Consider the following 18,864-nt stretch of genomic DNA (forward strand, 5'->3'; position numbering starts at 1 on the left):
GCCGGGTGCATGTTCCCTGAGGCGCTTCCGCCTGCTCTGCCCGTCGTCGCTACGATCGGGGATCGGAGGGTTGCGTTATCCGGCTCGTCCAATGTAGAAATGACTCTCACAGCTTTTTCAGAAATGCAAGAGGCATGCTGTCGATCGGGAACTGACGACCATCCACCGTAATCAGCACGCTCGCCCTCGCCTGGCGTGACCACTTGACCGACACCACGACGCACTCAAATCCAGCAAACGGACCTACCTCGATCAACGCCCTATCTCCGTCCGTCATCGTCTTGTCGGTCGCTATTCTCGGAATTTCACATTCGACCGTAAGTGCCTTGAATGCTTCAACAATCTCATCTCGGACAACGTGGTAACCGGTGTCACCACCGACAATATCCATGACGGATTTCTGACGCTTCAGCCCCACGAATGCATCCGCCGATGGAACGCAGCGGACCAAAATATAGGATGCAAACAACGGGGACTCGCCTTCGATTTTCTCCCCGCGCCAGACCCGCACCCATTTCTCGCGCGGCGCGCACACCTCAACAGACGCATCGGATAAAACTTTTTCCACAGCGAATTCGCGACCCGTTTCGACCCTTAGGCAATACCAACGTGCCGCTTTCGGCTTCGATTCGATGATTTTCGTCGATGCAGCATGGAGCTGATTCGCTATGATCCGCTTGTTCCGTGCGACCCGCTCCTGCCGGCCATAGGCGCGATCACGCTCTTCGCGTGAAAGCTCAGCCTCGATCATCGGCCTGAAATTGATCTTCTTACCGGTGATCCTACGCTGCATGGTCATCGCTCCGCTCCTTGCTGACCGTCTCCTGGACGGCAATTTCGAAATCTGAAAGTTTGTCAGGGCCGCCCTTGGGGAAGAACACGACCTTCATCACGGCGGGCGTCGGCACAAACGGCCAACCCTGCTCTTCGTGATATCTACGCCAGCGCTCCCACATGTCGGAGCCAACCGGCACCGCCTCGCATAGATCCTTCACGCGCTCGAAGATCGGATCAACGGTGACATAGTTGCGATCCTTGGCGGCAGCATGCAGCCGCATAACTTCGGGAAAGCCTTCATCGACCTTTCGACGCTCCCACTCCCGCGCCTCAAAGTCATCGGGGAAAAGCAGCTCACCCGCCTGGTCAAGCATGAGCCCGAGTTTCTGCCGATAATTCAGAGCCGAGGTGGAAGACGCTCTGGTATAGACCTCATAGGAGGCCCGGACCTTTTCCCGGAGATCGTCAGGAAGCTCGAAGTAAACCGGACCTTGAACCAAGGCCCAAGCCCGGGCTGCCGCGAACGCTGGCCCAAACACCGGCACAGCCACCTTGCCGCCCGAGACCGCCGGCGCGCCGCCGGCCACCGGCCGTACTGCCACCTTGTCGGCCTCGGTCAACATCTCCCAGACCTTGTCGCGGAAGTAGTTCGCCACAGGCATAGGCCGCGTCACACGATCACGCTTGCACTTCGCCAGGAAAGCATCCCGCCATTCGCAAGCCGCACGCTGATCATCCGCGGACAACTGTGCAAACTGCTTGGCGATATGGGCGATCGTCGATGTCGCCCATTTCGGCCACTCGCCTTCCCGGTAGCCATCGCCAGTGCAGAATTTTTGAACCCGCTTGGTCAGCTCTGCATTGATGATCGAACCTGAATGATCGCGATCGCGCGCCTCTCTCTCCCTTACGGGTTCATTTACTGGTTCCCTTACAGGGTTACTGTCCAGATTCTGGACTCGGCTTTCGCCATTTTCTGGACTCGGCTCGGCGGCATTTTCGGACACGGCGTCATCGCTCCCGTGTCCAGAATCTGGACACGGCTTTTCCGGCGTTTTGGCAACAAAATCAGCTTCGAACGGAAACCGGTAGCGCGTACGTTCCTGCCGAAACGATCCTTTCTCACGGCGCTGTTCCCGCGCAATCAGGCCCCGCGTTTCGAGTTCGTCTAGGTACACATTGAGAGCGGAGCGAGAGACCTCACAATCGGCCGCAAGCGTCTCCTGTGATGGAAAGCACCCGTTATCAGGATGGAACCGGTCGCACAGCTGCCAAAGCACGACCTTGAGCGCCGGCTTGATGCCCCGCTGTTTGGAAGCCCAGTTGGTCGCGTCGTGGCTCAAAGCACCCTCCCGGGCGAGGAAGCGCAATCATAAAGTTCTGGCTGACTGCGGCTTGATAGCGAGTGTAAGCGTCGCTTAAACAATGAACTGCATAGTTGCAGAACCCCAAACCGAGGAAGACGATGGATCGCGCGACCTACAATTTTCTGCAGACAATTTTTCAGGCCGATCCGTTGGACACGCCAGACAGCTCGCCAGAGGCTGAAAAGGATACATGGGTCCAACTGATGGCGGGTGAAATCAACGCATTTAGACAGGAAGGCCCTTATGGGCCGATCATCCCAGTACTCGAAACGATGATGAGAGATTTTGAGTATCGAACGCTTGCGCCGACCATGGCCGCCGCATTCGAGATGATCCGCCCGATAGACCAGAGAAAGGTGGCAGCCTTTCTTACCCAACTTCGGGACATGCAGAAGACACCCGATATGTTGTGCGCGATCGCTGCTCAGTGGATGTTTGAATTCCGTTACCTCTTTGCCATGCACATGCCGATGAGACCGCAGAACCAAACACTGAAGATCGATCCCTCGATAGAAATGGCAATCGGGGCCGAGATCGCCAGTTACGCGAGCTGGCGCAATCTCGAAGTAGAACATGAGGAGGGACAGGACCGACTGTCCGACCTCGCCGGCAAATTCGCTGTGCAGTTCAACGAGCAACTCTTGAATGCTGAAAAAACGATCAATCGCTTCAATGAAAATATCATCCAGCTTCAAGAGCGTGACGCCGAACTCAGGCAGAGAAATGAGGATTTTGATAAAACCTATGCGCAGCAGACGAAAAATATCGAAGCAGCGGACATGCTCTTGTCGGCTCTCGAAAAGCGGGTGAGCAATACTGAGGCAAACTATACGACCTTCTCCGCAGCCATTGAGCGGAAATACGCCATAAGCGCGACGCGCGACTATTGGAGCAAGCAAGCTAAGAAGACCGGAGAGGCCTTCTGGTACTCTGTTTTCATACTCGCGGTTTTGCTCGTCGCGGTTCCCATTGCACTCATAAGCCGACACACAGAAGTACTCGGCGCGCTGCAGGACGTCCTGATAACTCCCATCGATAATCTCAAGCCTGATGCCACGCTGGCCCAAATTTCTCTGGCCAGTATCAATCGATTGATTTTGATTATTCTTCCTGTAGCTCTTCTTATCTGGTTCGTTCGCCTGTTGGTGCGCTTTGCAACTAGATCGCTTGCTCTCATGGATGACGCGCAACTCCGTCAAGCAATGATGGACACCTTCCTTCGCCTCGACGTCGACAGCAACCTCAGCCAAGACGAACGCAATGTCATGCTGAATGCACTGTATCGGCCAGGCCCGGGCCAGTCTCCCGACGTTCCCGATTTTCCGAACGTAATTGAGCTGATCAACAAGATCGGACCAAGGTGACGGGTCGCGATCGCCGGAACGAAAGGAGTCGCTTATCGTTTTCCCGGAAGGAGGATAAGCGCCATGCATGTTCACAGCTGGAAACCCGCCGTCGAGATTGAGATCGGTCTCGGCAAATACCGCCACATCGCCACTGTCGAGGACGCCGCGCGTCAGCTCTTGGGAGATTGGCCGAGCAGTGGCAAAGCCTTCGTGCGCGCCCAACAGGCCTGCCTGGACGCGATCGAGGAGAAGGCATCGACCGACAGGGCTCGAAAAGCCTTTATCGACGCCTGCCGTGAAGCCGATATCTTTGTGCGGAACTGAATTCACGCTGCCATCCTTTCGACGCGGCAGTGATCCGCGTTGACAGCGACCAGCGCCGCGGCAATTACAGGGGAAACGGAGTTTCCGACGCAGCTGACCTGGATCGATTTCGGAAACGAACGCCATTGCGGCACTCCGCCTTCCAACGGCACGACCCAGGCGCCGTCGATCGCATACTGCGGCGGAAATCCCTGCGCGTTGAACAGCTCGCGCGGCGTCAGCATCCGCATACCGATATCGACAACCACGAAGGTTTCGCCGGCGATCTCAATCGTGACAAACTCCCGATCATCCCAGAAGCCATGTTCACGAAGGAAATCAGCAACCTGGCGCGCCCGGGCAGCCTGATCTTCCGTGAAAGGAGGCGCGCCGATCGAGGCCTCGACGTGGCCGTGCCGATCCTTCGTCGTGATTGTCCGACAAGGCTGATCTTCCTCGCCACCATCACCAGTTCCGTAATAGGCTTGGAGGTAGGGTGCGACCAGCAGGGACTTGCCGCCGCCATCCGCCGTCGTAGTGGCGAGCGGCTTTTCTACGTCATGGCCGGTCGATGTCCCGAACTGACGCGCAATGAACGCTGTTATCGGACTTTGAGTTGAGCCACGGGCTACTATCGTGGAAAGCGGTTCCCGCGCATCATGCCCCGGCTCAAGATAGTTGTGTTGCGCGAGAAACGCCGTCGCAACGCAGACATCAGCTTTCGCAGTGATCGTGGCTGTCGGCTCGTCCGCGCCCCTCGGTCTGCTCTGCCCGGCGCGGCCACCGCAGCCGACAAGGGTCGGTACGATGACCGAATTCTGATCCTTGCTGCTCGCTGTGATCGTATGGTGCGGCTGCTCGACGCTGCGAATGGAGCCGCCCTGCTGGGCCGCCGTCAGGACCGGCGCGACAATGGTCAGTCCCGCGCCACCTGCCGTGATCGTATGTGTCGGCTCGTCGGCTCCGTTGAACGGCTTTCCGGAATTGCGCATCGTCATCAGGTGCGGCGCGACGACGCCAAGCGGTGCAGCACCTCCCGGGCGCTTGATGTACCCATTCGCCGTGATGGTCGATAATGGGTCGCGCAGATCCTGCCCGGTAGCTCCTGTGTTGAAGCGAATAACGGAAGGGGCGATGATCGCATGACGATTTTCGCAGGTGACCGTCGCAAGCGGATCATCGATTTCGCTCGTGCGCTCACTGCGATTGCCAGAATGGCTATAATAAGAGGCTAAATGGGGAGAGACCACTCCGAACGACCCTGCCGTCATGATCGTGTTCAGCGGAGCGTCGATATCGTTCACGCCATTGCGCTTGTAGGCGCTGGTCATATCTGTGCGAACGATGAACGGCCGCTCCGCATCCAGCACATAGCGCTTCATGCCTCGTGCGACGCGGGCCATGGTATTGTCGGCGAGTGGCCGCACGGCCTTCAGGCCATGCTTGGCCATGATGTCCGCACTCGAATCGAAGATCGAAGGACATGGCAACGACCAGTCGATGATTTCCGCCGCGGTGCGCCACGGCAGTTTCTTGCCGGCGATGACGTCGGCATCATCTGGCGCGCCATGGGTCGCAGCCGGCCAGACGATCGGCTGACCATCGAAGCGGATGATGATGAAGAGCCGCTTGCGGATGGTTGGAGCACCAAAATCGCAGGCCCGCAGTTCGCGGTACTCGATCTTGCCACCCAGACGGCGGATTGCCTTGCACCATTTACGGAAGGTCTTACCCTTCTGCTCAGGGTCCGGCATCAGCCCGCGCTCGGTCTCGATCAGCGGCCCGTAATCCTTGAACTCCTCGACATTCTCGATGATGACGACATCGACCTTGCCGCCGCTCTTCTGAATTCGCTCGATCCAGCCCGGAATGATCCAGCAGAGATCGCGGATATTACGCTCGACCGGCTTGCCGCCCTTTGCTTTCGAGAAATGCTTGCAATCCGGCGAGAACCAGGCCAGCCCGATATGGCGCCCGCGCATATAGTTCAAGGGATCGACCTTGTAGACGTTTTCCGAAAGGTGCAGCGTTTGAGGATGGTTCGCAGCGTGCAAGGCCAGCGCCTCGGCATTGTGGTTGATCGCGATATCAGGCGAGCGTCCGAGCGCCATCTCGATCCCGGTCGATGCTCCGCCGCCCCCGGCGAAGCTATCGACGATCATCGGCGGCAGATGGCTGTATTTGTTGCGAAGATCGGTCGTGCTCGCGTCGCCGAAAAGCGTCTCGATATACATCCTAGGATGCCCCCTCTTGTCTTGCGGAAATCTTGAGATCGGTCTCGGCCATGTGAACGGCCGTTCGAATGGCGATGGCGACAGAGCCATCTGCCATGCGGGTGCGCATCTGTTCAGCGAGCTTGGCCTCGACATAGGCGACGCCTGCAGGGTGATGGCGCTCCTGCAGGATACGGCGCAGCGTCATATGCTCGCGATGGAAGACGTAAGGCGGGGCACGCAGCAGCCAGTCGACCCGCTCGGCGTTCGTGGCGCAATCGGCAAGCTCTTCGAGGATCGGCAAATCGGTCATCGGAGCACCACCGCCCACATGAGCCAGACCGCCGCCGAAGCGATGACGGCGCCCGCCAGCAACATGCCGTTGCGAAACGCCGAAAAGGCGCTTCCGGCCGGCGCCGCATTGGCCACGGCCAAGGCGAGCACCAGCGCGGTAAGCAGCAGCGGCAGCCACCCCATTTCGGTTTCGAGCGAAGCCATGGTCATGAATGCCGCCCCGTTTCACCGGATGTTTCACGGGTAGCAATTGCTGTAACAGCTTGATTTCGCTTCGGAAGAATGAGGTAATTCATCGGATCGAGACCGGCGAACCGGCAAAGCAGCAGCACATTGGCAACACTCAGATCATGCTGGCGAATGGCCCTCGACAGCAGTGCGGTATTCAACCCCTCGTATCTGCCCATCGCGGCGCGATAGGAGAGCCCTTCACGCTTCAGCCAGCCGTCAATCCCAGCGGCGAATGAGGCGCGATCGAAATCCGCGCGGTCGCCATCAGCTCGCATCGCGCACCTCCTGACCGCCATCGTCGGTCAGCAGGATATTGAACTCGGCTGGATCGACCCAAAGCGCCGTCCATATCCGCGCACGCGTGCGGCCGTTCTTCAGCAATCCCTGCCAAGCATCCCAAAATTCCTGCCTGGAGACATGGCAACACTCGCGCAGCTCGGCGCGCGCAGCCTTCTCTGCCGAACGGCCATGCGATGGAAACGAGATGCGCGCCATCATATCGACGCGAAGCCGAAGGAAGCGCTTGAGCATGTCGGGCGAGAAGTCAGGCTGCATCATCCGCCACCTCCAGCCCCATGGCTGCGAACATGTCAGGCACGGCGATCCTGGCTTCAGCGGCGCGGCAGTAGTGCAGGCCGTCCGGGAAGTATGTTCCGGACAGCTCCGAAGCCTGCCCGCGGCGGCCCTTCAAGATGGCGCGATACGGCACTGTCATGAGGCCGCCGAAGGGATCGTAGATGATGTCACCTGAGTTCGAATATCGGTCGATCAGCCGATCAACGATATCGAACTGAAGGGGGCAGACATGCTTTTCGAGGTTGCGCTGCGACTGTTCTCCATTGAGCGTGCGCATGCGAACGACATCATGCCAGACGGCCGGGTCGGCAGACGGCGGATCGAGCAACATGAACGTCTTCGGGAGCGCCGAACGCACCGCCAGTTCTTCACCCAGTTCGACATGGCGATCGAAATTGTAAACCGCCTTGAAAGCCTCATCGAACAGCTTGCCGATGACATTGGTGCCGAGCTGCTTAATTTCATCCGGCGTCAGCAGTCGGTTCCCGGACGAAATCCAGAAGGAATGTGCGTCGAGCTGCCATCTGGCGAGGGTATAACCGGAGCCTGGGACATGAGGGCGGCGGTCCCCATCCTTCCACCGCGCCGTTCCACCGTCTTCCGTAACGACAAGCGGCTTCGGCTGCACCACCGGCACATCGGCATAGCCTTTCGACCGGTCGCTCTGCGGCTTGCGAAACAGCAACACATATTCCGGGCAGCCCACGCCCATCTTCGTGCTGTCCTTCATCATTTCGGAATATCCGAGACGATAGGTCTGATTGTTCTCACGAACGACGTCGGTGACGATCGTGATCATCCCGAAATATTGAAAACCATGCTTGCGGTAGTGGAAAATCGCCTCGGCATGGAAAGGCGAGATCGTCGGCACGCCCTCGCCGGTCACGTTGCCGAATAGCACGCGGTCCTTCACATGGATGCAGGCGAGACGGCCCGGCTGCAGGATGCGCAGCAGTTCCGGCGTCAGGTAATCCATCTGCGCCCAAAAATGATCGTTGTCGTCGGTATGTCCGAAGTCGTTATAGCTCTCGGTGTATTCGTAATGGTTCGAAAACGGGATCGAGGTGATGATCTCGCCGACAGAGTTGCTGGCAGTCCGGCGCGCCTCATCGACGCAATCATTATGGGCGATCTTGAAGAACTGCCCCTCTTCGACCCGGCGCGGCACGCCGATGGAGCGGGTCAAAACTTCGTCGACTGGAAGGCTATCGAGACCATAGCGGCGAATGATCTCCGCCATGCGCTCCATCAGGCGATCGTGCTCGGCCCACTTCGTTTCGAGCGAACGCCTGACTTCGCGCTCCGCTTCGGAATAGATGATATCGATCCGGCAGGCCCTGCTCTGCCCGAAACGCACGATACGATGCACTGCCTGGATGAAATCATGAAACTTGAAGCCGATCCCGACGAAGATCTCCCAGGCGCAATGCTTCTGGAAATTGCACCCCGCACCGCTCATCTCGGGCTTGGTGGCCAAATCACGGAATGCGCCGTTCTTGAACCCGATGGCGTTCTGCTCATTGAGGTTGATATCCTGGCTGCCGTAGATCGAACGCACGCCGGGCACCGCCGCCTCGATGGCGCGCCGCTCATCCTCGAGGTCATGCCAGAGAATGCGGTGTGCATCCGGATCCTCAGCGATCAGCTCGACCATCCTAGAAATACGCGCCGCCAGGCTGTCGCGCTTGGCCGCGCTCGCCTGCGTGACGCCTAGGGCGGCGTTGCGGATCAAAAGGCCCTGACCATCACGGTCGAAACCGGCCGTCGAATGATCGATCGGGACCTCGTGCCAATTCACGGTTACCTCGGGAAGGCGGTACCCGTCGTCCGAAAAGCCGAGATCGGAAGGGCTCTGCAAAAAAACTGCCCAGCTATGAACCCAAAGCCAAAACTCCTCTTCCTTGTGAGGAAAAAGGGTGAGATCACCGGCGCTTTCGGAATTGCGCTGGAAGAAGCGCGTCAGCGCCTGTCCCGTATCCATCACGCCAAGGAAGCCGGCATAGTGGATCAGCTCCTTAGTCCGGTTCGGAGATGGCGTGGCCGTCGCCACGAACTTGAAACGCACGCCGGCGAAAAGCGGCAGGAACGTCTGAAACGTCTTCGTGCCATAGCCACGCAAAACAGCCGCCTCATCAAGTGAAACGGCAGTGAAGCTCGATGCGTCGATCTTCGATTCGCGGGCACTCTCATAGTTCGTCAGGTAGACCAGCGGCCCATCTGTATCTTCACGCTCGGCCGTCTCTTCTATGCCGGCCATCGACTGAATGAACTTCAGCCGCACAGCATGATCGCCGACGAAGCGCTCGCGCACCTCGTCAAAGAACTCTTGCCGCACGCCAAGCGGCAGGACGATCAGGCAGCGCCCTTTCGTCTCCTTCGCGATCAGCCGCATCAGTTCGATCTGAATCGAGGTTTTGTGAAGTCCGAAATTCGCGAAGATCGCCCTGCGACCACCCTTCAGCGCCCATCGGACGATAACCTTGCAGTGCGGCGCGAGCGCCGGATTGATATCATCAGGCTCAACGGAAATGCCTGTGGCCCCGGCAATCTGCATTTTGCCGCGAAGAAAGCTGTCGTAATCCTGAATCGTCATGCGGCAATCCCTTCAAGCGGCGGCAGCACGACGCCGGTATCGGCATCGATGCGCAGCATGTGCAATGGGCAGGTGATGACGCCGGCGACCGGCGCGTGATCGGCGAGTGGAACAGCGCGGTGCGGGCAGACCCAGCCGCGCCCGTCATGCTTCGCCTGCTTGCCGGTCCATTCGGCAAAGTGGCACTGCCAATTGCCGTTGAGCTGAACGAGCTCAAAGATGTCCTGCAGCCATGGATTTGCCGGGCGCAGGCATTTGCGCCGACGCCAGACCGGCCTGGGCAAGCCAGCGGAATTAATCCTTTTATTCGTCGTGATCGGCGCAGCGGCGACAAAGCGCCAGAAATTATAGTCATCGTCCCGGCGACGAGCGGCGATGAAGCGCGGATCCGGATGATAGTGCTGCTCTTCGAAACGCAGGCAATGCGCATCGCTATGCTTCGGCCCGATGACAGGCCAAGGCTGGACGCGCCCATACCATTCAGCCTCGACCGTGGGCACAAGGTAGAATTTGCCGATTTCGACCGGAGCGGCCAACTGATCGAGGCGTGGCGTCATGCCGCCTCACCTTCCGGCCGCCCGGCCTGATTTCCCCAGAAATCCCACTGTCCGGCAAGGCGAATGTCACCCTCGGCAAGGCTCTCCCTGCGCTGGAACATCTCCAGCTTTGGCATATCGGGATAGAGCCGGTCGATCTGCTCTGCGAACCACGCCGGCTTTTGCGAATGACGGCCAACCGGATGATCCGTGCATTTTATCGGCTGCGTACCCTGCAATGGCGCCGGAAAGTCACCGCGTGTGCCGATGAGCAGCAGCTCGCAATTGTCAAAGCTCCAGTAACCCGTACCGGTCTGTTCGCCGGGATAGATCTTCTTCCATGCCCAGAAGGATTTGAAGACGAACCCCCAGCTCTGCATGATCCGAATCCCGTTGCCGAGATCTGTCACCCAAAGGAAGAGTGCGGAGATCGAGGCGGCCGGGCAGCCCAGAGCCAGAATGTCGTCGAGCGACATTGTCGGATAATGATTGTCGGCGCTCTTCTCGCCGCCCGTGATCGCGGAATAGGTTTCGAACCGGTGTGGCGGATCGGCATAGATGACCGGATACGCCTTGCCACCGTTGGCGCCCGCGAGCCGCCACCAAGGCGATGCATCCTGCCGCGCGGCGATCTGCGTCGCGAGATCGGAGCGGACGGCATGGCGCTCGCGCTGCTCGCTGGCGCGAATTTCCTTGCTGACCCGCTTCAGCTCCGGAATGTTTGCCTTTTCCGGCATGAACATGGTGCGGATCGGCTTGCGGCGTTCGCGACCGTCCGCCCCGACTGTCTTTTCCAACTGGGGAATTTCCCCAGTTGCCGCCATGCGATCTCGCGCCGAGGAAACCGTCTTGTGATCCACCTTCAGCCGCTCGGCGATGGCGCGCGACGACAATGATGGCGTTTCGCGAAGCTGGGATTCGATCAGGTCGCGCTTCTGGGCGCTGGAAAGGTGACGGCGAGCAAGGTTGAGGGAGCGCGCATGCGCCCGCTTCTCGTCTTCGGAAAGACCCTTGCGCACGAAGCGAGGCCAATCGACGAGACCAAGGCTTTCGCAGATGGCGACGCGGTTATGGCCGTCGAGGATATTGCCGTGCTCGTCATACTCGACAGGAACGAGCACGCCGTTCTTGACGATATCGGCTTCCAGCGCCGCATAATCTTCCGGAGAAAGCGGCGGCATCACCTGATAGAGAGATTGTACGCTCACGCCTCGCCTCCCGGCCGCTTGAACGGCACAACTGCCTCGCCATGCACTACAGGCGCCGGCTCCGCAGGGTAATCCTTCAAGCTCTTGTGAAGCGGCCAAGGGAATTTCACCGTGGCGAGATCCTTCGCGCCGAGGCTCCATAGACGCGGCTTGCCAGCGTCCGGATGCGGCTGTACGGACGACAGAACACGACTGATCACCGCCGCCCGGTTCATTTCCCAACCGGCCTTCGGACCGACGACGATCTGTCGCTTGATGTGCTCGGCGAACTGCCGCATCAAAGCCGGAGTTGCGCCCTCCATCGAAACGGCCAGCGCCGTCAACGCCGATTCGGGCATCACGAAGGGCGCGAAATAACGCGCCAGAATATGGCGACGTTCGGCCTCTCCCGGCAGCTCGATGCTGATCTGGATTTCGAATCTGCGCCAGACGGCTTCGTCGATCCGATCGGCGAAGTTTGTCGCCGCGACCATGAAGCCATTGTAGCGGTCAAGATGCGCTAGCAGCGTGTTGATCGTGAGATTGTGATCCTGCTCGACCGTCTGGTTATGGCCGCTGTTCATACGCTTGGCGGCAAAGCTGTCGAACTCGTCGAAGAACAGGAACACCGGCTCCGAGCGCCGCTTGAGCACATCGAAAAGCTTGCCGATCAAACCGGCGCTGTCGGACATGTATTTCGATTGCAGCCGCTCGGGGCGGATCAGTAGCATAGGCAGCCCCAGCCGCCCGGCCAGGTGGTGCGCAAGCGTCGTCTTGCCGGTACCTGGTACGCCCGAAAACAGGGCGCGCTTGCGCGGCTGCAGCTTGACCGCCTCAAGCTCATCCTTCGCCCAGATTTCGGTCAGCCATTCGAGGAGTGCCGCGCGGAGTGGCCGCGAGAGGATCGGTTCCTCTGCTTCGGACGGCTCTAGCACATCGCCGAATTGCTGCAGACTGTCGATCTGGACTGGGAAAAGCTCGCCCATCAAGTTTCGGGCCCCATGCCATCGGAACCGGATGCCTCGCGCCAGCCCGCATCGAATTTCGGACGCCGCTTGTCATCCCAGGCGAATGGATTGGAGGTGATCGGCTCGTTTGCGTGATAAGCAGCCTGGCCGAGTTCGAACGCGCCAGCCTCGTCGACATCAGGCACCTCGCGAGGCGGACGCGCTGCCGGCGTGGGCCGGGGGGCAACCACGGGCGCGGGAGCATCCTCGATATCCTCGGCATGCGCCTTGCCCTTGGCATCACGCCAAAGGCGAACGGGCTGCTTACCGACCTTGACGATGATCTCACCTTCCATCGGCACCAGCTGCAGGAAGGCGTCGATCACCTGCTCGCGCGCGGCGAGGTCGACATTCATCATGCCAACAGCGCGGAAGAGCGGCGCTTCGGTCGTCATGCCTAGGGCATTGAGATACATGTCCAGCTCGGCTTCCAGCTCTTCCAGGTCTGCAGGCTTGGCCGCACGACGCTTGATGACGAGACGGACGATCTTGGGTGAGAACCCAGCCGCCTTCATCTCGGCCATGACGGCCTTTTCATCTTCGGTGATTTGCTTCTTCTCTTCTGCGAGCCGCTCCAATCGCTCGATGAAGCCCTGCAGCATTTTACCCGAAACCGTATTGCGCCCGGTGGCGCGCCCTTCGCCCTTCGCCATGGCTTACTTCCCCTGTAGCTTTTCAAGTTGACGTTCGCGGCTCACTTGCTCGCGCGCCTTCTGGATGTCCTTCCAGTTCGCGACCCAGTCGGGCAGCGTCACGAGCAACGCGCCTTCGGCCGTTTGCCGACGCTCTGGATTGTCGGTGGAGAGTGCGATCTGCGGCGTCCACTCGGTCACCGGAAGGCGAAAGACACAGGTATATTTCAGGCGCGTCGGCTTGAAATGACCGTTTTCGGCCGGGCGGATCAGCAGCTTGCCCTTGTCAGGCCCCTCGCCGATCAGAATGTCGAAGGACTCGTGATCGCCGTACTGAAGGTGAAACATTGCCGCAGGCATGCTGATCTGCAGGCTGAAAGGGTGTGCACCACGCTGCACGGTCGCGATGCGAAAGGCACCCTTGCTCGCCTTCGGAGGAGGAACGATAAGCTGGAAGGCCATAGCTCACTCCTCCCCGACGACACGCAACGGCGCGATGGAGGCGCTGCCGGCTGCAACGACCGAGGCATGCGCGACGATCAGGTCGTTCGCCTTTTCGATGATGCGCTCAAGATCGCGGATCGCCTGCTTCGACTCGTTGCTGGTCAGCTTGAGATCGGCGAAGGCCGTTGCGGTATTGCCCTGATATTCGGCCGTGCGCCGATTGAGCTCCGCATTTTCGCGCATCAGGCATTGTCCATCGACGGTACGCTCGCGCGGGTCGGACAGCTTGCAGCCGTGAAGTTCGGCCTGTGCCCTAGTCACGGCGAAGTCGCCGCATTCCGCCTCCAGGCGGATGACCGCAGGCACCGGCAACAGTTCGGTATCGGCGTCGCTATGGCAGCGGCCGATCTGGCTCTTCGAAAGCGACGTGATCCGGGCGCTTTCCTCGATCCCGCCATTTTTCTTGATCAACAGGCGGTTGGCCGCCTTGATCCGGTGAAACCATGCATCCGTCAACATGTCCTGCATGCCGCTCTCCAGACAAAAAGACATTTCCCAAGCTGGGAAATCAGCGAGGTTTTTCCCGTAGTGGGAAAGGATCAGAAGTGAGAATGTGCAGCCGTCAGCAGGTCACGGAGGACCACATGAACGGGGCATCCATTTCAAAACAGGCAAACTGGTTGCAGGGGCTGGATTCGAACCAGCGATCTTGTGGGTATGAACCACATGGGATGACCAGGCTTCCCTACCCTGCTGAAAAGAAAGCGCGCCGGACATCGAAGGTCCGCCAGCCCGGCGCGAGTCGGCGCAGTCAGTTGGTGAACTGCGCGAGGGAACGATGCCGCGCCGGAAAAAGGCCGAAACCGGCGCGGCAGATCGGCGGTTCTGGATGCGGCAGAAACCACCAATGGAAAGGTTCGGGATCATTCGGCGGCCTCCCGCATCGCGGAAGGACGCGGAACGTCGTCCGGCCAGCCAACACCATCAGGCCAATTCTTCGAGAACCATGTCATTGCCTTTTCAAAGGTGCCGGTGTTCAGGTCACCGCCTTCGGCAATATCGTCGAGCTTCGAACCGCGATTGAGCACGATCGTTGACACGCGCTTGCGACCAATTCCGGCCGCTTCCGCGTAACGATCAGCAACAACAATGATCTGTTCTCGAAGCATCATGCCGATAGGAATGCGGTCAAATAGCCGCATCTGTCAAGGACAAATAACCGCTTTCAATAATTTTCAATGCGGACGATAATCCGCACATGGTGAAAACAGTGGTTCAGAGACTAAAAGAAATCATTGAGCGGCAAGGGCTTAACGAAGAGACCGCATCTTTGAGATGCGGCTTGGAGAGAAGCTATTTCCGAAAGCTCTTCGAACGACCGGACGCCAGCCCGCGTGGAGAAACCATGCGAAAGATCTCGAAGGGACTCGGTGTCTCGATCGAGGAAATCATGGGAGAAGAACCATCTCCAATGCCCGCACCTGTCAAAAATGATGTAAAGCGCGCAAATGCAACCTTGCCTGCCTTTGCCCATTTGGACAAAGATGTACCGGTCAGAGGAACGGCTGCAGGCTCTCATCTGCGCGGAGCATTCCAGCTGACAAGTGATCCGGTTGACTATGTGAGGCGCCCCGCAAGCCTTATGAGCGCGCGAAATGTCTATTCCCTCTATGTGGAAGGCTCGTCGATGGAGCCGCAATATTGGCCGGGCGATCTCATTTACGTCCATCCGGACAAGCCGCCCCGCCCTGGTGACGCCGTCATCGTCCAGTACAGAAACAGCGACGACGAAGACATCGAGGCTACGATTGGCCTCTACATCAGGCTGACCGCCGAGCGGCTGGTGATCCAGAAGCACAATCCACCTGGGGAAAGGAATATCGTGCGCGACGCGATTGTTTCCATCCATAAGGTTCTCACCAACAACGAGATCTACGGCGTCTAGCGCCACCACACCTCATCTTGACGGATCTTACGCCCGGACGCGCCCGCGTTCCGGGCATTTTTGATTCGCTCTAGCCGACTGTTTTCCGCGTGCATTTTCATGCGGTTACTCCACGATGCGGACAAATGACCGCTTATCCTGTTGACAGCGGTCATTTATCCGCATTATTGTCCGCACATCCGGGCACCCCTCCCAGACCGGAGCGCAGAAGGCGGCCGCCACGGTTCCTCCCCGTGGCGGCCACAACAACCGAAGGCTGAAAGGAGCCGCTATGAAAACGAAAATCGTAAGCGCTGAAGACAAGCGGGACATCAAGCTCGCGATCGACAAGACACTCGAATTTGGCTCGATGAGCGACGAACAGATCCTCGACCTCGGCATCTCGCCGGAAAGCCTTGCCCGCAATCGCAATGCCATCGCAGCCGGTATCCGAGCGAGCGGCATCCAGTTCGCGGCCTAGTCATCTGCTTTGATCTCCGCCCGGAGTACGGGCGGCTTCCAAAGCAGATGTTCAACACAGCACAGGGGAATACCATGACGAAGCGTCTCACCGAGACGACGGCGCAGATGGATTGCGCCATCGGTTCCAGAATTCGAGCCATCCGGGTCATTCGCAGCATGAGCCAGACGGAGCTGGCCGAGGTGCTCGGGATCACGTTCCAACAGATCCAGAAATATGAGAAGGGCACGAACCGCGTTGCCGCTTCCACGCTGATTATCATCTGCCAGGCTTTGCGGGTTTCTCCGCTTGAGATCCTCGGCCTCGAAGGCGGCGGTCTCGGCAATTCGGCCCTCGCGGATATGGCTCTACGCTGTCGAGATCTGGAAGCTCGTATCGCCCGCGCCAAGCGCATGCTTGGCGGCCACGATGACGAGGCTGACGCTTCCACGACGATCGACCTTGTCTTCGACAGTAGCGGCCCGCACGCCTGCGCGCCCGCATCGCCGCCCAACTGATCGGCTTCAGGCAGCCCAGCTTTCTCGACCTGCAACCGAGGCTATCGCAATGATGCACCGTACGCACAGTTCGCATCCGCATCTCAACCATTTCACGCCATTCCTCCCCTCCGGCTCGATGGCGGCACTCCGGGACCGGGACTTGCTGCACATGTCCGTGGACAGGCAGCGCCGCTTCGAATTGGCCCTTCTTGCCGTAATTGCCGTTTCACTCGGTGCTGCCATCGCGTGGATGCTCTGACCATGGCGGCTCTCTTCAGTTTCACCGTCATTGTCTTCCTCGCCTGCGTCGCGATCTTTTACGCGACCATCGTCGGCTATCAGCGACAGGAAGAGCGTCAACGCCGCCTGTTCGACGCGACGATTGAATTCGCCCGTCAGCTCGGCGTTTACGAGTGCCGCGATTTCCTCGCCGTCGCCCAGACGGGCGACCAGGCGGAACTGGAGCGCCGCTGGCCGACATGGCCGGAATTCCGCGACGCCGGCCTGCGTGGCGATTATGCATGGGGGATTGCCTGATGGGCGAAATCCTCACCTTCACGCCAGCCCGAAGCGCGCCCCGCCTTACGATCGTGACGGACAACGATACACCCCGCGCCACCCAGGCGGAAACCGAGCGCTGGCTTGCGCGCCAGATGTCGGAAGCCATGTCATCGCTGGCGATCGCCGGCGCCGATATCGCCGAGGCGCAGAAGCTGTTTCTCCAGCAGGGCACCGAACCGAAGACGATGATCTCGGCCGACACGATCGAAAGCATCGTGCTGGCGCTTGTCCCAACCATCCATCTCTGCGGCATGACAAATCGCGATCGCGCGCTCTACGCCGCGCTCCTCCATTGGCTGCACGGCTACCAGGGAGGTGATCGTGCCGGCTGACAAGCTCCTCCTGTTCCGTGTCCATTTCGAAGACGGCGAGAAGCTCGACGTCCGGGCAAAGGACGCCGCCACCGCCGCCAAGGCCGCGCTTGCCAGGCACGACGGCATCATCAGGAAAACCAAGATCGTGAGGGAAAAATAATGGAGGCGGTATCGATTTCTGACATCACACTTTGGAAACCCGAAGCGAACGTCATCCTGCACCAGGCCCTCGGCAAGCTCGCCGAGGAAACCGGCGAACTGCAGCAGATCGTCGCCCGGTGCCTTATCCAGGGCATATCGGCCTCAGATCCGAAAACCGGTCAGATCAATCATGAGCGCCTCCAGGAAGAGATATCCGATGTCGTGGCGGCGATACGCTGGCTTCGAAGCATCGGCTTCCTTCGGGTCGACAGTCCTCGTGAAGATCGCAAGCTCGCAGGCTTCCGACGATGGGAACGCATGCTCGAGGCAGATCTCTCCATCGCTGCCGGCGCAATTCGCAACCGCATCTTTGCATTGATCGAGGCCAGGACGAGGATCGAGCGCAAAACCCTTGAGGCTCAGCTCGATGATCCCATGATCGAGATGGGCTTTAGCGAGGATCATAAGATCGATCTGTCGGCCGACATCTGGGTGTCGATGCAGGTGCCGATCAATATCGCAATCGACCTCAAGGAAGACGCGACGATCGAAGATCTCATTCATGAGGTCGAGAGACGCGTCCGCAAGCTGGCGGAGGCTATCTGATGTCTGATGGAAGCATGCGGCTCAGCGACCTTGAGGCACAATGCCTGACGGCGTGGCAGGGGATGAATCCGGATTTCGGATATCTTTCCTTCAGCGTCATCGAAAGCCGCTCCAGCCTTCCATCTCACCAAATCCGCCGCGTCACGCGCGCTCTTGCTCGCAAGGGTCTCGTTGCCTACGCCCGCGGCCTTTTTACCGACATGGGCGAACCGGCGGGCGCGGGATACGGCCTTACGGCATCAGGCCAGCAACATCTTTCGAAACTGGAGAAGGCCAATGGCTGATACCAAAAAGATCTCCCTCCCCGCCGTTCTATTCAGCAAGGAATCCGCCATGGACATCGCGCTCGCATGGCGCGAGGTCGAGGTCGCGGAGGAGCTGCTAAAGAAGATCACCGATGAAATCGATCGCGGCCGCGCACCGGATGCACGTGATGCCTTTGGCCGGCTGCAAAACGGCCTGCAGCTCGGCGTTCCCTCAGGTGAAAACGGGCACCGCCTTTTCAACGTTCCCTGGTCGCTCTGCCGCCCGATCATCGAAGCACACATCGCCATGCACCGCGCAAAGATCGCGGCCCTGACCGAAAAGGCAAGGATCGAGCTGGCAGGAGGCTCCGTCGATGACTGACGCGCCCGCGTCCCCTTACCAGCAATTCGTCGCCGAGCTTGCCAAGCTCGATGTCAAGCTCCCGGTCAACGTCACTAGCGAAGTCGGCGTCATAGCCGATGCTGACGGTCGCGGCATCATCACAATCGACGTGAACGGAGAAATGGCGGACGAGGTTGTCGAACAGATTGCCTTCTGGGTCGTGCTGGCGATCAACACCTGCGGCGGAAGGCTCAGCGAGGGCAA

27 protein-coding genes and 1 tRNA gene are annotated in these 18,864 nt (G+C 59.3%); 12 read left to right on the forward strand and 16 right to left on the reverse strand.

Going from position 1 to position 18,864, the window contains the following annotated elements; genetic code table 11:
- Positions 1-106 precede the first annotated feature (106 nt).
- Both nusG and DQ393_RS06100 read right to left on the reverse strand, forming a co-directional pair.
- Positions 107-799, reverse strand: a complete 693-nt coding sequence (gene nusG, locus DQ393_RS06095) for a transcription termination/antitermination protein NusG (RefSeq protein WP_245430264.1) — start codon at positions 797-799, stop codon at positions 107-109.
- The gene (locus tag DQ393_RS06100; RefSeq protein ID WP_112340901.1) at positions 783-2,120 is read right to left on the reverse strand and encodes a helix-turn-helix domain-containing protein; all 1,338 of its coding nucleotides are present in this window, start codon (positions 2,118-2,120) and stop codon (positions 783-785) included. Before DQ393_RS06100 ends, nusG begins: the two co-directional genes overlap by 17 nt.
- A gap of 122 nt (positions 2,121-2,242) precedes the next feature.
- On the opposite strand from DQ393_RS06100, the gene DQ393_RS06105 reads away from it, so the two are divergent.
- Positions 2,243-3,508 carry a DUF6161 domain-containing protein gene (locus DQ393_RS06105; RefSeq protein WP_112340902.1) on the forward strand — a complete coding sequence of 422 codons (1,266 nt, stop codon included), beginning with the start codon at positions 2,243-2,245 and terminating at the stop codon, positions 3,506-3,508.
- Positions 3,509-3,571: 63 nt separating this feature from the next.
- The gene (locus tag DQ393_RS06110) at positions 3,572-3,814 is read left to right on the forward strand and encodes a DUF982 domain-containing protein (RefSeq protein ID WP_112340903.1); all 243 of its coding nucleotides are present in this window, start codon (positions 3,572-3,574) and stop codon (positions 3,812-3,814) included.
- A 2-nt stretch (positions 3,815-3,816) separates the two neighbouring features.
- Here the strand turns inward: DQ393_RS06110 and DQ393_RS06115 are convergent, their stop codons facing one another.
- From DQ393_RS06115 to DQ393_RS06180, 14 genes are all read right to left on the reverse strand, one after another.
- The gene (locus DQ393_RS06115; protein ID WP_432421985.1) at positions 3,817-5,955 is read right to left on the reverse strand and encodes a DNA cytosine methyltransferase; all 2,139 of its coding nucleotides are present in this window, start codon (positions 5,953-5,955) and stop codon (positions 3,817-3,819) included.
- A 73-nt stretch (positions 5,956-6,028) separates the two neighbouring features.
- Positions 6,029-6,319, reverse strand: coding sequence for a hypothetical protein (locus DQ393_RS06120; protein ID WP_112340905.1), 291 nt, complete (start codon positions 6,317-6,319; stop codon positions 6,029-6,031).
- On the reverse strand, positions 6,316-6,510 hold the full coding sequence (locus DQ393_RS06125; protein WP_112340906.1) for a hypothetical protein: 195 nt from the start codon (positions 6,508-6,510) through the stop codon (positions 6,316-6,318). Before DQ393_RS06125 ends, DQ393_RS06120 begins: the two co-directional genes overlap by 4 nt.
- Positions 6,507-6,806, reverse strand: coding sequence for a hypothetical protein (locus DQ393_RS06130; protein ID WP_112340907.1), 300 nt, complete (start codon positions 6,804-6,806; stop codon positions 6,507-6,509). The genes DQ393_RS06125 and DQ393_RS06130 overlap by 4 nt, the downstream gene beginning before the upstream one ends.
- Complete coding sequence (locus DQ393_RS06135) at positions 6,796-7,089, reverse strand: hypothetical protein (RefSeq protein WP_112340908.1); 294 nt, start codon at positions 7,087-7,089, stop codon at positions 6,796-6,798. The genes DQ393_RS06130 and DQ393_RS06135 overlap by 11 nt, the downstream gene beginning before the upstream one ends.
- Positions 7,076-9,700, reverse strand: a complete 2,625-nt coding sequence (locus tag DQ393_RS06140; RefSeq protein WP_112340909.1) for a DNA methyltransferase — start codon at positions 9,698-9,700, stop codon at positions 7,076-7,078. The genes DQ393_RS06135 and DQ393_RS06140 overlap by 14 nt, the downstream gene beginning before the upstream one ends.
- The gene (locus tag DQ393_RS06145) at positions 9,697-10,257 is read right to left on the reverse strand and encodes a Rieske 2Fe-2S domain-containing protein (RefSeq protein WP_112340910.1); all 561 of its coding nucleotides are present in this window, start codon (positions 10,255-10,257) and stop codon (positions 9,697-9,699) included. The genes DQ393_RS06140 and DQ393_RS06145 overlap by 4 nt, the downstream gene beginning before the upstream one ends.
- Positions 10,254-11,444: an MT-A70 family methyltransferase gene (locus DQ393_RS06150; protein ID WP_245430265.1), complete on the reverse strand. Its 1,191-nt coding sequence runs from the start codon at positions 11,442-11,444 to the stop codon at positions 10,254-10,256. Before DQ393_RS06150 ends, DQ393_RS06145 begins: the two co-directional genes overlap by 4 nt.
- Positions 11,441-12,409 (reverse strand): ATP-binding protein, encoded by a 969-nt coding sequence (locus DQ393_RS06155; RefSeq protein ID WP_112340911.1) that lies wholly within the window; start codon positions 12,407-12,409, stop codon positions 11,441-11,443. Before DQ393_RS06155 ends, DQ393_RS06150 begins: the two co-directional genes overlap by 4 nt.
- Positions 12,409-13,083 carry a DUF2312 domain-containing protein gene (locus tag DQ393_RS34200; RefSeq protein WP_112340912.1) on the reverse strand — a complete coding sequence of 225 codons (675 nt, stop codon included), beginning with the start codon at positions 13,081-13,083 and terminating at the stop codon, positions 12,409-12,411. The genes DQ393_RS06155 and DQ393_RS34200 overlap by 1 nt, the downstream gene beginning before the upstream one ends.
- 3 nt (positions 13,084-13,086) lie before the next feature.
- Positions 13,087-13,524, reverse strand: coding sequence for a hypothetical protein (locus DQ393_RS06165; RefSeq protein ID WP_112340913.1), 438 nt, complete (start codon positions 13,522-13,524; stop codon positions 13,087-13,089).
- Positions 13,525-13,527: 3 nt separating this feature from the next.
- Positions 13,528-14,034 carry a hypothetical protein gene (locus DQ393_RS06170; RefSeq protein ID WP_112340914.1) on the reverse strand — a complete coding sequence of 169 codons (507 nt, stop codon included), beginning with the start codon at positions 14,032-14,034 and terminating at the stop codon, positions 13,528-13,530.
- 149 nt (positions 14,035-14,183) lie between these two features.
- Positions 14,184-14,261, reverse strand: a tRNA-Met gene (locus tag DQ393_RS06175).
- 168 nt (positions 14,262-14,429) lie between these two features.
- Positions 14,430-14,708 carry a hypothetical protein gene (locus DQ393_RS06180; protein ID WP_245430266.1) on the reverse strand — a complete coding sequence of 93 codons (279 nt, stop codon included), beginning with the start codon at positions 14,706-14,708 and terminating at the stop codon, positions 14,430-14,432.
- A 56-nt stretch (positions 14,709-14,764) separates the two neighbouring features.
- Here DQ393_RS06180 and DQ393_RS06185 point away from each other — a divergent pair, with 56 nt between their 5' ends.
- The 10 genes from DQ393_RS06185 (at position 14,765) to DQ393_RS06225 (ending at position 18,639) form a co-directional block, all read left to right on the forward strand.
- Positions 14,765-15,451 carry an XRE family transcriptional regulator gene (locus DQ393_RS06185; protein ID WP_112340915.1) on the forward strand — a complete coding sequence of 229 codons (687 nt, stop codon included), beginning with the start codon at positions 14,765-14,767 and terminating at the stop codon, positions 15,449-15,451.
- 271 nt (positions 15,452-15,722) lie between these two features.
- Positions 15,723-15,911: a hypothetical protein gene (locus DQ393_RS06190; RefSeq protein ID WP_112340916.1), complete on the forward strand. Its 189-nt coding sequence runs from the start codon at positions 15,723-15,725 to the stop codon at positions 15,909-15,911.
- 74 nt (positions 15,912-15,985) lie between these two features.
- Complete coding sequence (locus DQ393_RS06195) at positions 15,986-16,408, forward strand: helix-turn-helix domain-containing protein (RefSeq protein ID WP_112341066.1); 423 nt, start codon at positions 15,986-15,988, stop codon at positions 16,406-16,408.
- A 49-nt stretch (positions 16,409-16,457) separates the two neighbouring features.
- On the forward strand, positions 16,458-16,649 hold the full coding sequence (locus DQ393_RS06200; RefSeq protein ID WP_112340917.1) for a hypothetical protein: 192 nt from the start codon (positions 16,458-16,460) through the stop codon (positions 16,647-16,649).
- A gap of 2 nt (positions 16,650-16,651) precedes the next feature.
- Complete coding sequence (locus DQ393_RS06205) at positions 16,652-16,927, forward strand: hypothetical protein (RefSeq protein ID WP_112340918.1); 276 nt, start codon at positions 16,652-16,654, stop codon at positions 16,925-16,927.
- Positions 16,927-17,283 carry a hypothetical protein gene (locus DQ393_RS06210; protein WP_112340919.1) on the forward strand — a complete coding sequence of 119 codons (357 nt, stop codon included), beginning with the start codon at positions 16,927-16,929 and terminating at the stop codon, positions 17,281-17,283. Before DQ393_RS06205 ends, DQ393_RS06210 begins: the two co-directional genes overlap by 1 nt.
- Complete coding sequence (locus DQ393_RS33345; RefSeq protein ID WP_181592292.1) at positions 17,273-17,425, forward strand: hypothetical protein; 153 nt, start codon at positions 17,273-17,275, stop codon at positions 17,423-17,425. The genes DQ393_RS06210 and DQ393_RS33345 overlap by 11 nt, the downstream gene beginning before the upstream one ends.
- Positions 17,425-18,012 carry a hypothetical protein gene (locus tag DQ393_RS33350; protein ID WP_181592293.1) on the forward strand — a complete coding sequence of 196 codons (588 nt, stop codon included), beginning with the start codon at positions 17,425-17,427 and terminating at the stop codon, positions 18,010-18,012. Before DQ393_RS33345 ends, DQ393_RS33350 begins: the two co-directional genes overlap by 1 nt.
- Positions 18,012-18,296 carry a hypothetical protein gene (locus DQ393_RS06220; RefSeq protein WP_112340920.1) on the forward strand — a complete coding sequence of 95 codons (285 nt, stop codon included), beginning with the start codon at positions 18,012-18,014 and terminating at the stop codon, positions 18,294-18,296. Before DQ393_RS33350 ends, DQ393_RS06220 begins: the two co-directional genes overlap by 1 nt.
- Positions 18,289-18,639, forward strand: a complete 351-nt coding sequence (locus DQ393_RS06225) for a hypothetical protein (RefSeq protein ID WP_112340921.1) — start codon at positions 18,289-18,291, stop codon at positions 18,637-18,639. The genes DQ393_RS06220 and DQ393_RS06225 overlap by 8 nt, the downstream gene beginning before the upstream one ends.
- Positions 18,640-18,864: the final 225 nt, after the last annotated feature.

The sequence above is a fragment of the Martinezella tropici genome, from assembly GCF_003287875.1.
Taxonomy (GTDB): Bacteria; Pseudomonadota; Alphaproteobacteria; order Rhizobiales; family Rhizobiaceae; genus Rhizobium; species Rhizobium tropici_C.

Bases quoted from the DNA above. Each gene is read 5' to 3' on its own strand.
- DQ393_RS06170 (WP_112340914.1), bottom strand. From the start codon at position 14,034: ATGCAGGACATGTTGACGGATGCATGGTTTCACCGGATCAAGGCGGCC.
- DQ393_RS06165 (WP_112340913.1), bottom strand. From the start codon at position 13,524: ATGGCCTTCCAGCTTATCGTTCCTCCTCCGAAGGCGAGCAAGGGTGCC.
- DQ393_RS06210 (WP_112340919.1), top strand. From the start codon at position 16,927: ATGGGCGAAATCCTCACCTTCACGCCAGCCCGAAGCGCGCCCCGCCTT.
- DQ393_RS06145 (WP_112340910.1), bottom strand. From the start codon at position 10,257: ATGACGCCACGCCTCGATCAGTTGGCCGCTCCGGTCGAAATCGGCAAA.
- DQ393_RS06155 (WP_112340911.1), bottom strand. From the start codon at position 12,409: ATGGGCGAGCTTTTCCCAGTCCAGATCGACAGTCTGCAGCAATTCGGC.
- DQ393_RS06120 (WP_112340905.1), bottom strand. From the start codon at position 6,319: ATGACCGATTTGCCGATCCTCGAAGAGCTTGCCGATTGCGCCACGAAC.
- DQ393_RS06225 (WP_112340921.1), top strand. From the start codon at position 18,289: ATGGCTGATACCAAAAAGATCTCCCTCCCCGCCGTTCTATTCAGCAAG.
- DQ393_RS06130 (WP_112340907.1), bottom strand. From the start codon at position 6,806: ATGCGAGCTGATGGCGACCGCGCGGATTTCGATCGCGCCTCATTCGCC.
- DQ393_RS34200 (WP_112340912.1), bottom strand. From the start codon at position 13,083: ATGGCGAAGGGCGAAGGGCGCGCCACCGGGCGCAATACGGTTTCGGGT.
- DQ393_RS06185 (WP_112340915.1), top strand. From the start codon at position 14,765: ATGGTGAAAACAGTGGTTCAGAGACTAAAAGAAATCATTGAGCGGCAA.
- DQ393_RS06190 (WP_112340916.1), top strand. From the start codon at position 15,723: ATGAAAACGAAAATCGTAAGCGCTGAAGACAAGCGGGACATCAAGCTC.
- nusG (WP_245430264.1), bottom strand. From the start codon at position 799: ATGACCATGCAGCGTAGGATCACCGGTAAGAAGATCAATTTCAGGCCG.
- DQ393_RS06180 (WP_245430266.1), bottom strand. From the start codon at position 14,708: ATGCGGCTATTTGACCGCATTCCTATCGGCATGATGCTTCGAGAACAG.
- DQ393_RS06115 (WP_432421985.1), bottom strand. From the start codon at position 5,955: ATGATCGTCGATAGCTTCGCCGGGGGCGGCGGAGCATCGACCGGGATC.
- DQ393_RS06135 (WP_112340908.1), bottom strand. From the start codon at position 7,089: ATGATGCAGCCTGACTTCTCGCCCGACATGCTCAAGCGCTTCCTTCGG.
- DQ393_RS06140 (WP_112340909.1), bottom strand. From the start codon at position 9,700: ATGACGATTCAGGATTACGACAGCTTTCTTCGCGGCAAAATGCAGATT.
- DQ393_RS06125 (WP_112340906.1), bottom strand. From the start codon at position 6,510: ATGACCATGGCTTCGCTCGAAACCGAAATGGGGTGGCTGCCGCTGCTG.
- DQ393_RS06200 (WP_112340917.1), top strand. From the start codon at position 16,458: ATGATGCACCGTACGCACAGTTCGCATCCGCATCTCAACCATTTCACG.
- DQ393_RS06195 (WP_112341066.1), top strand. From the start codon at position 15,986: ATGACGAAGCGTCTCACCGAGACGACGGCGCAGATGGATTGCGCCATC.
- DQ393_RS33350 (WP_181592293.1), top strand. From the start codon at position 17,425: ATGGAGGCGGTATCGATTTCTGACATCACACTTTGGAAACCCGAAGCG.
- DQ393_RS06110 (WP_112340903.1), top strand. From the start codon at position 3,572: ATGCATGTTCACAGCTGGAAACCCGCCGTCGAGATTGAGATCGGTCTC.
- DQ393_RS06205 (WP_112340918.1), top strand. From the start codon at position 16,652: ATGGCGGCTCTCTTCAGTTTCACCGTCATTGTCTTCCTCGCCTGCGTC.
- DQ393_RS06105 (WP_112340902.1), top strand. From the start codon at position 2,243: ATGGATCGCGCGACCTACAATTTTCTGCAGACAATTTTTCAGGCCGAT.
- DQ393_RS06220 (WP_112340920.1), top strand. From the start codon at position 18,012: ATGTCTGATGGAAGCATGCGGCTCAGCGACCTTGAGGCACAATGCCTG.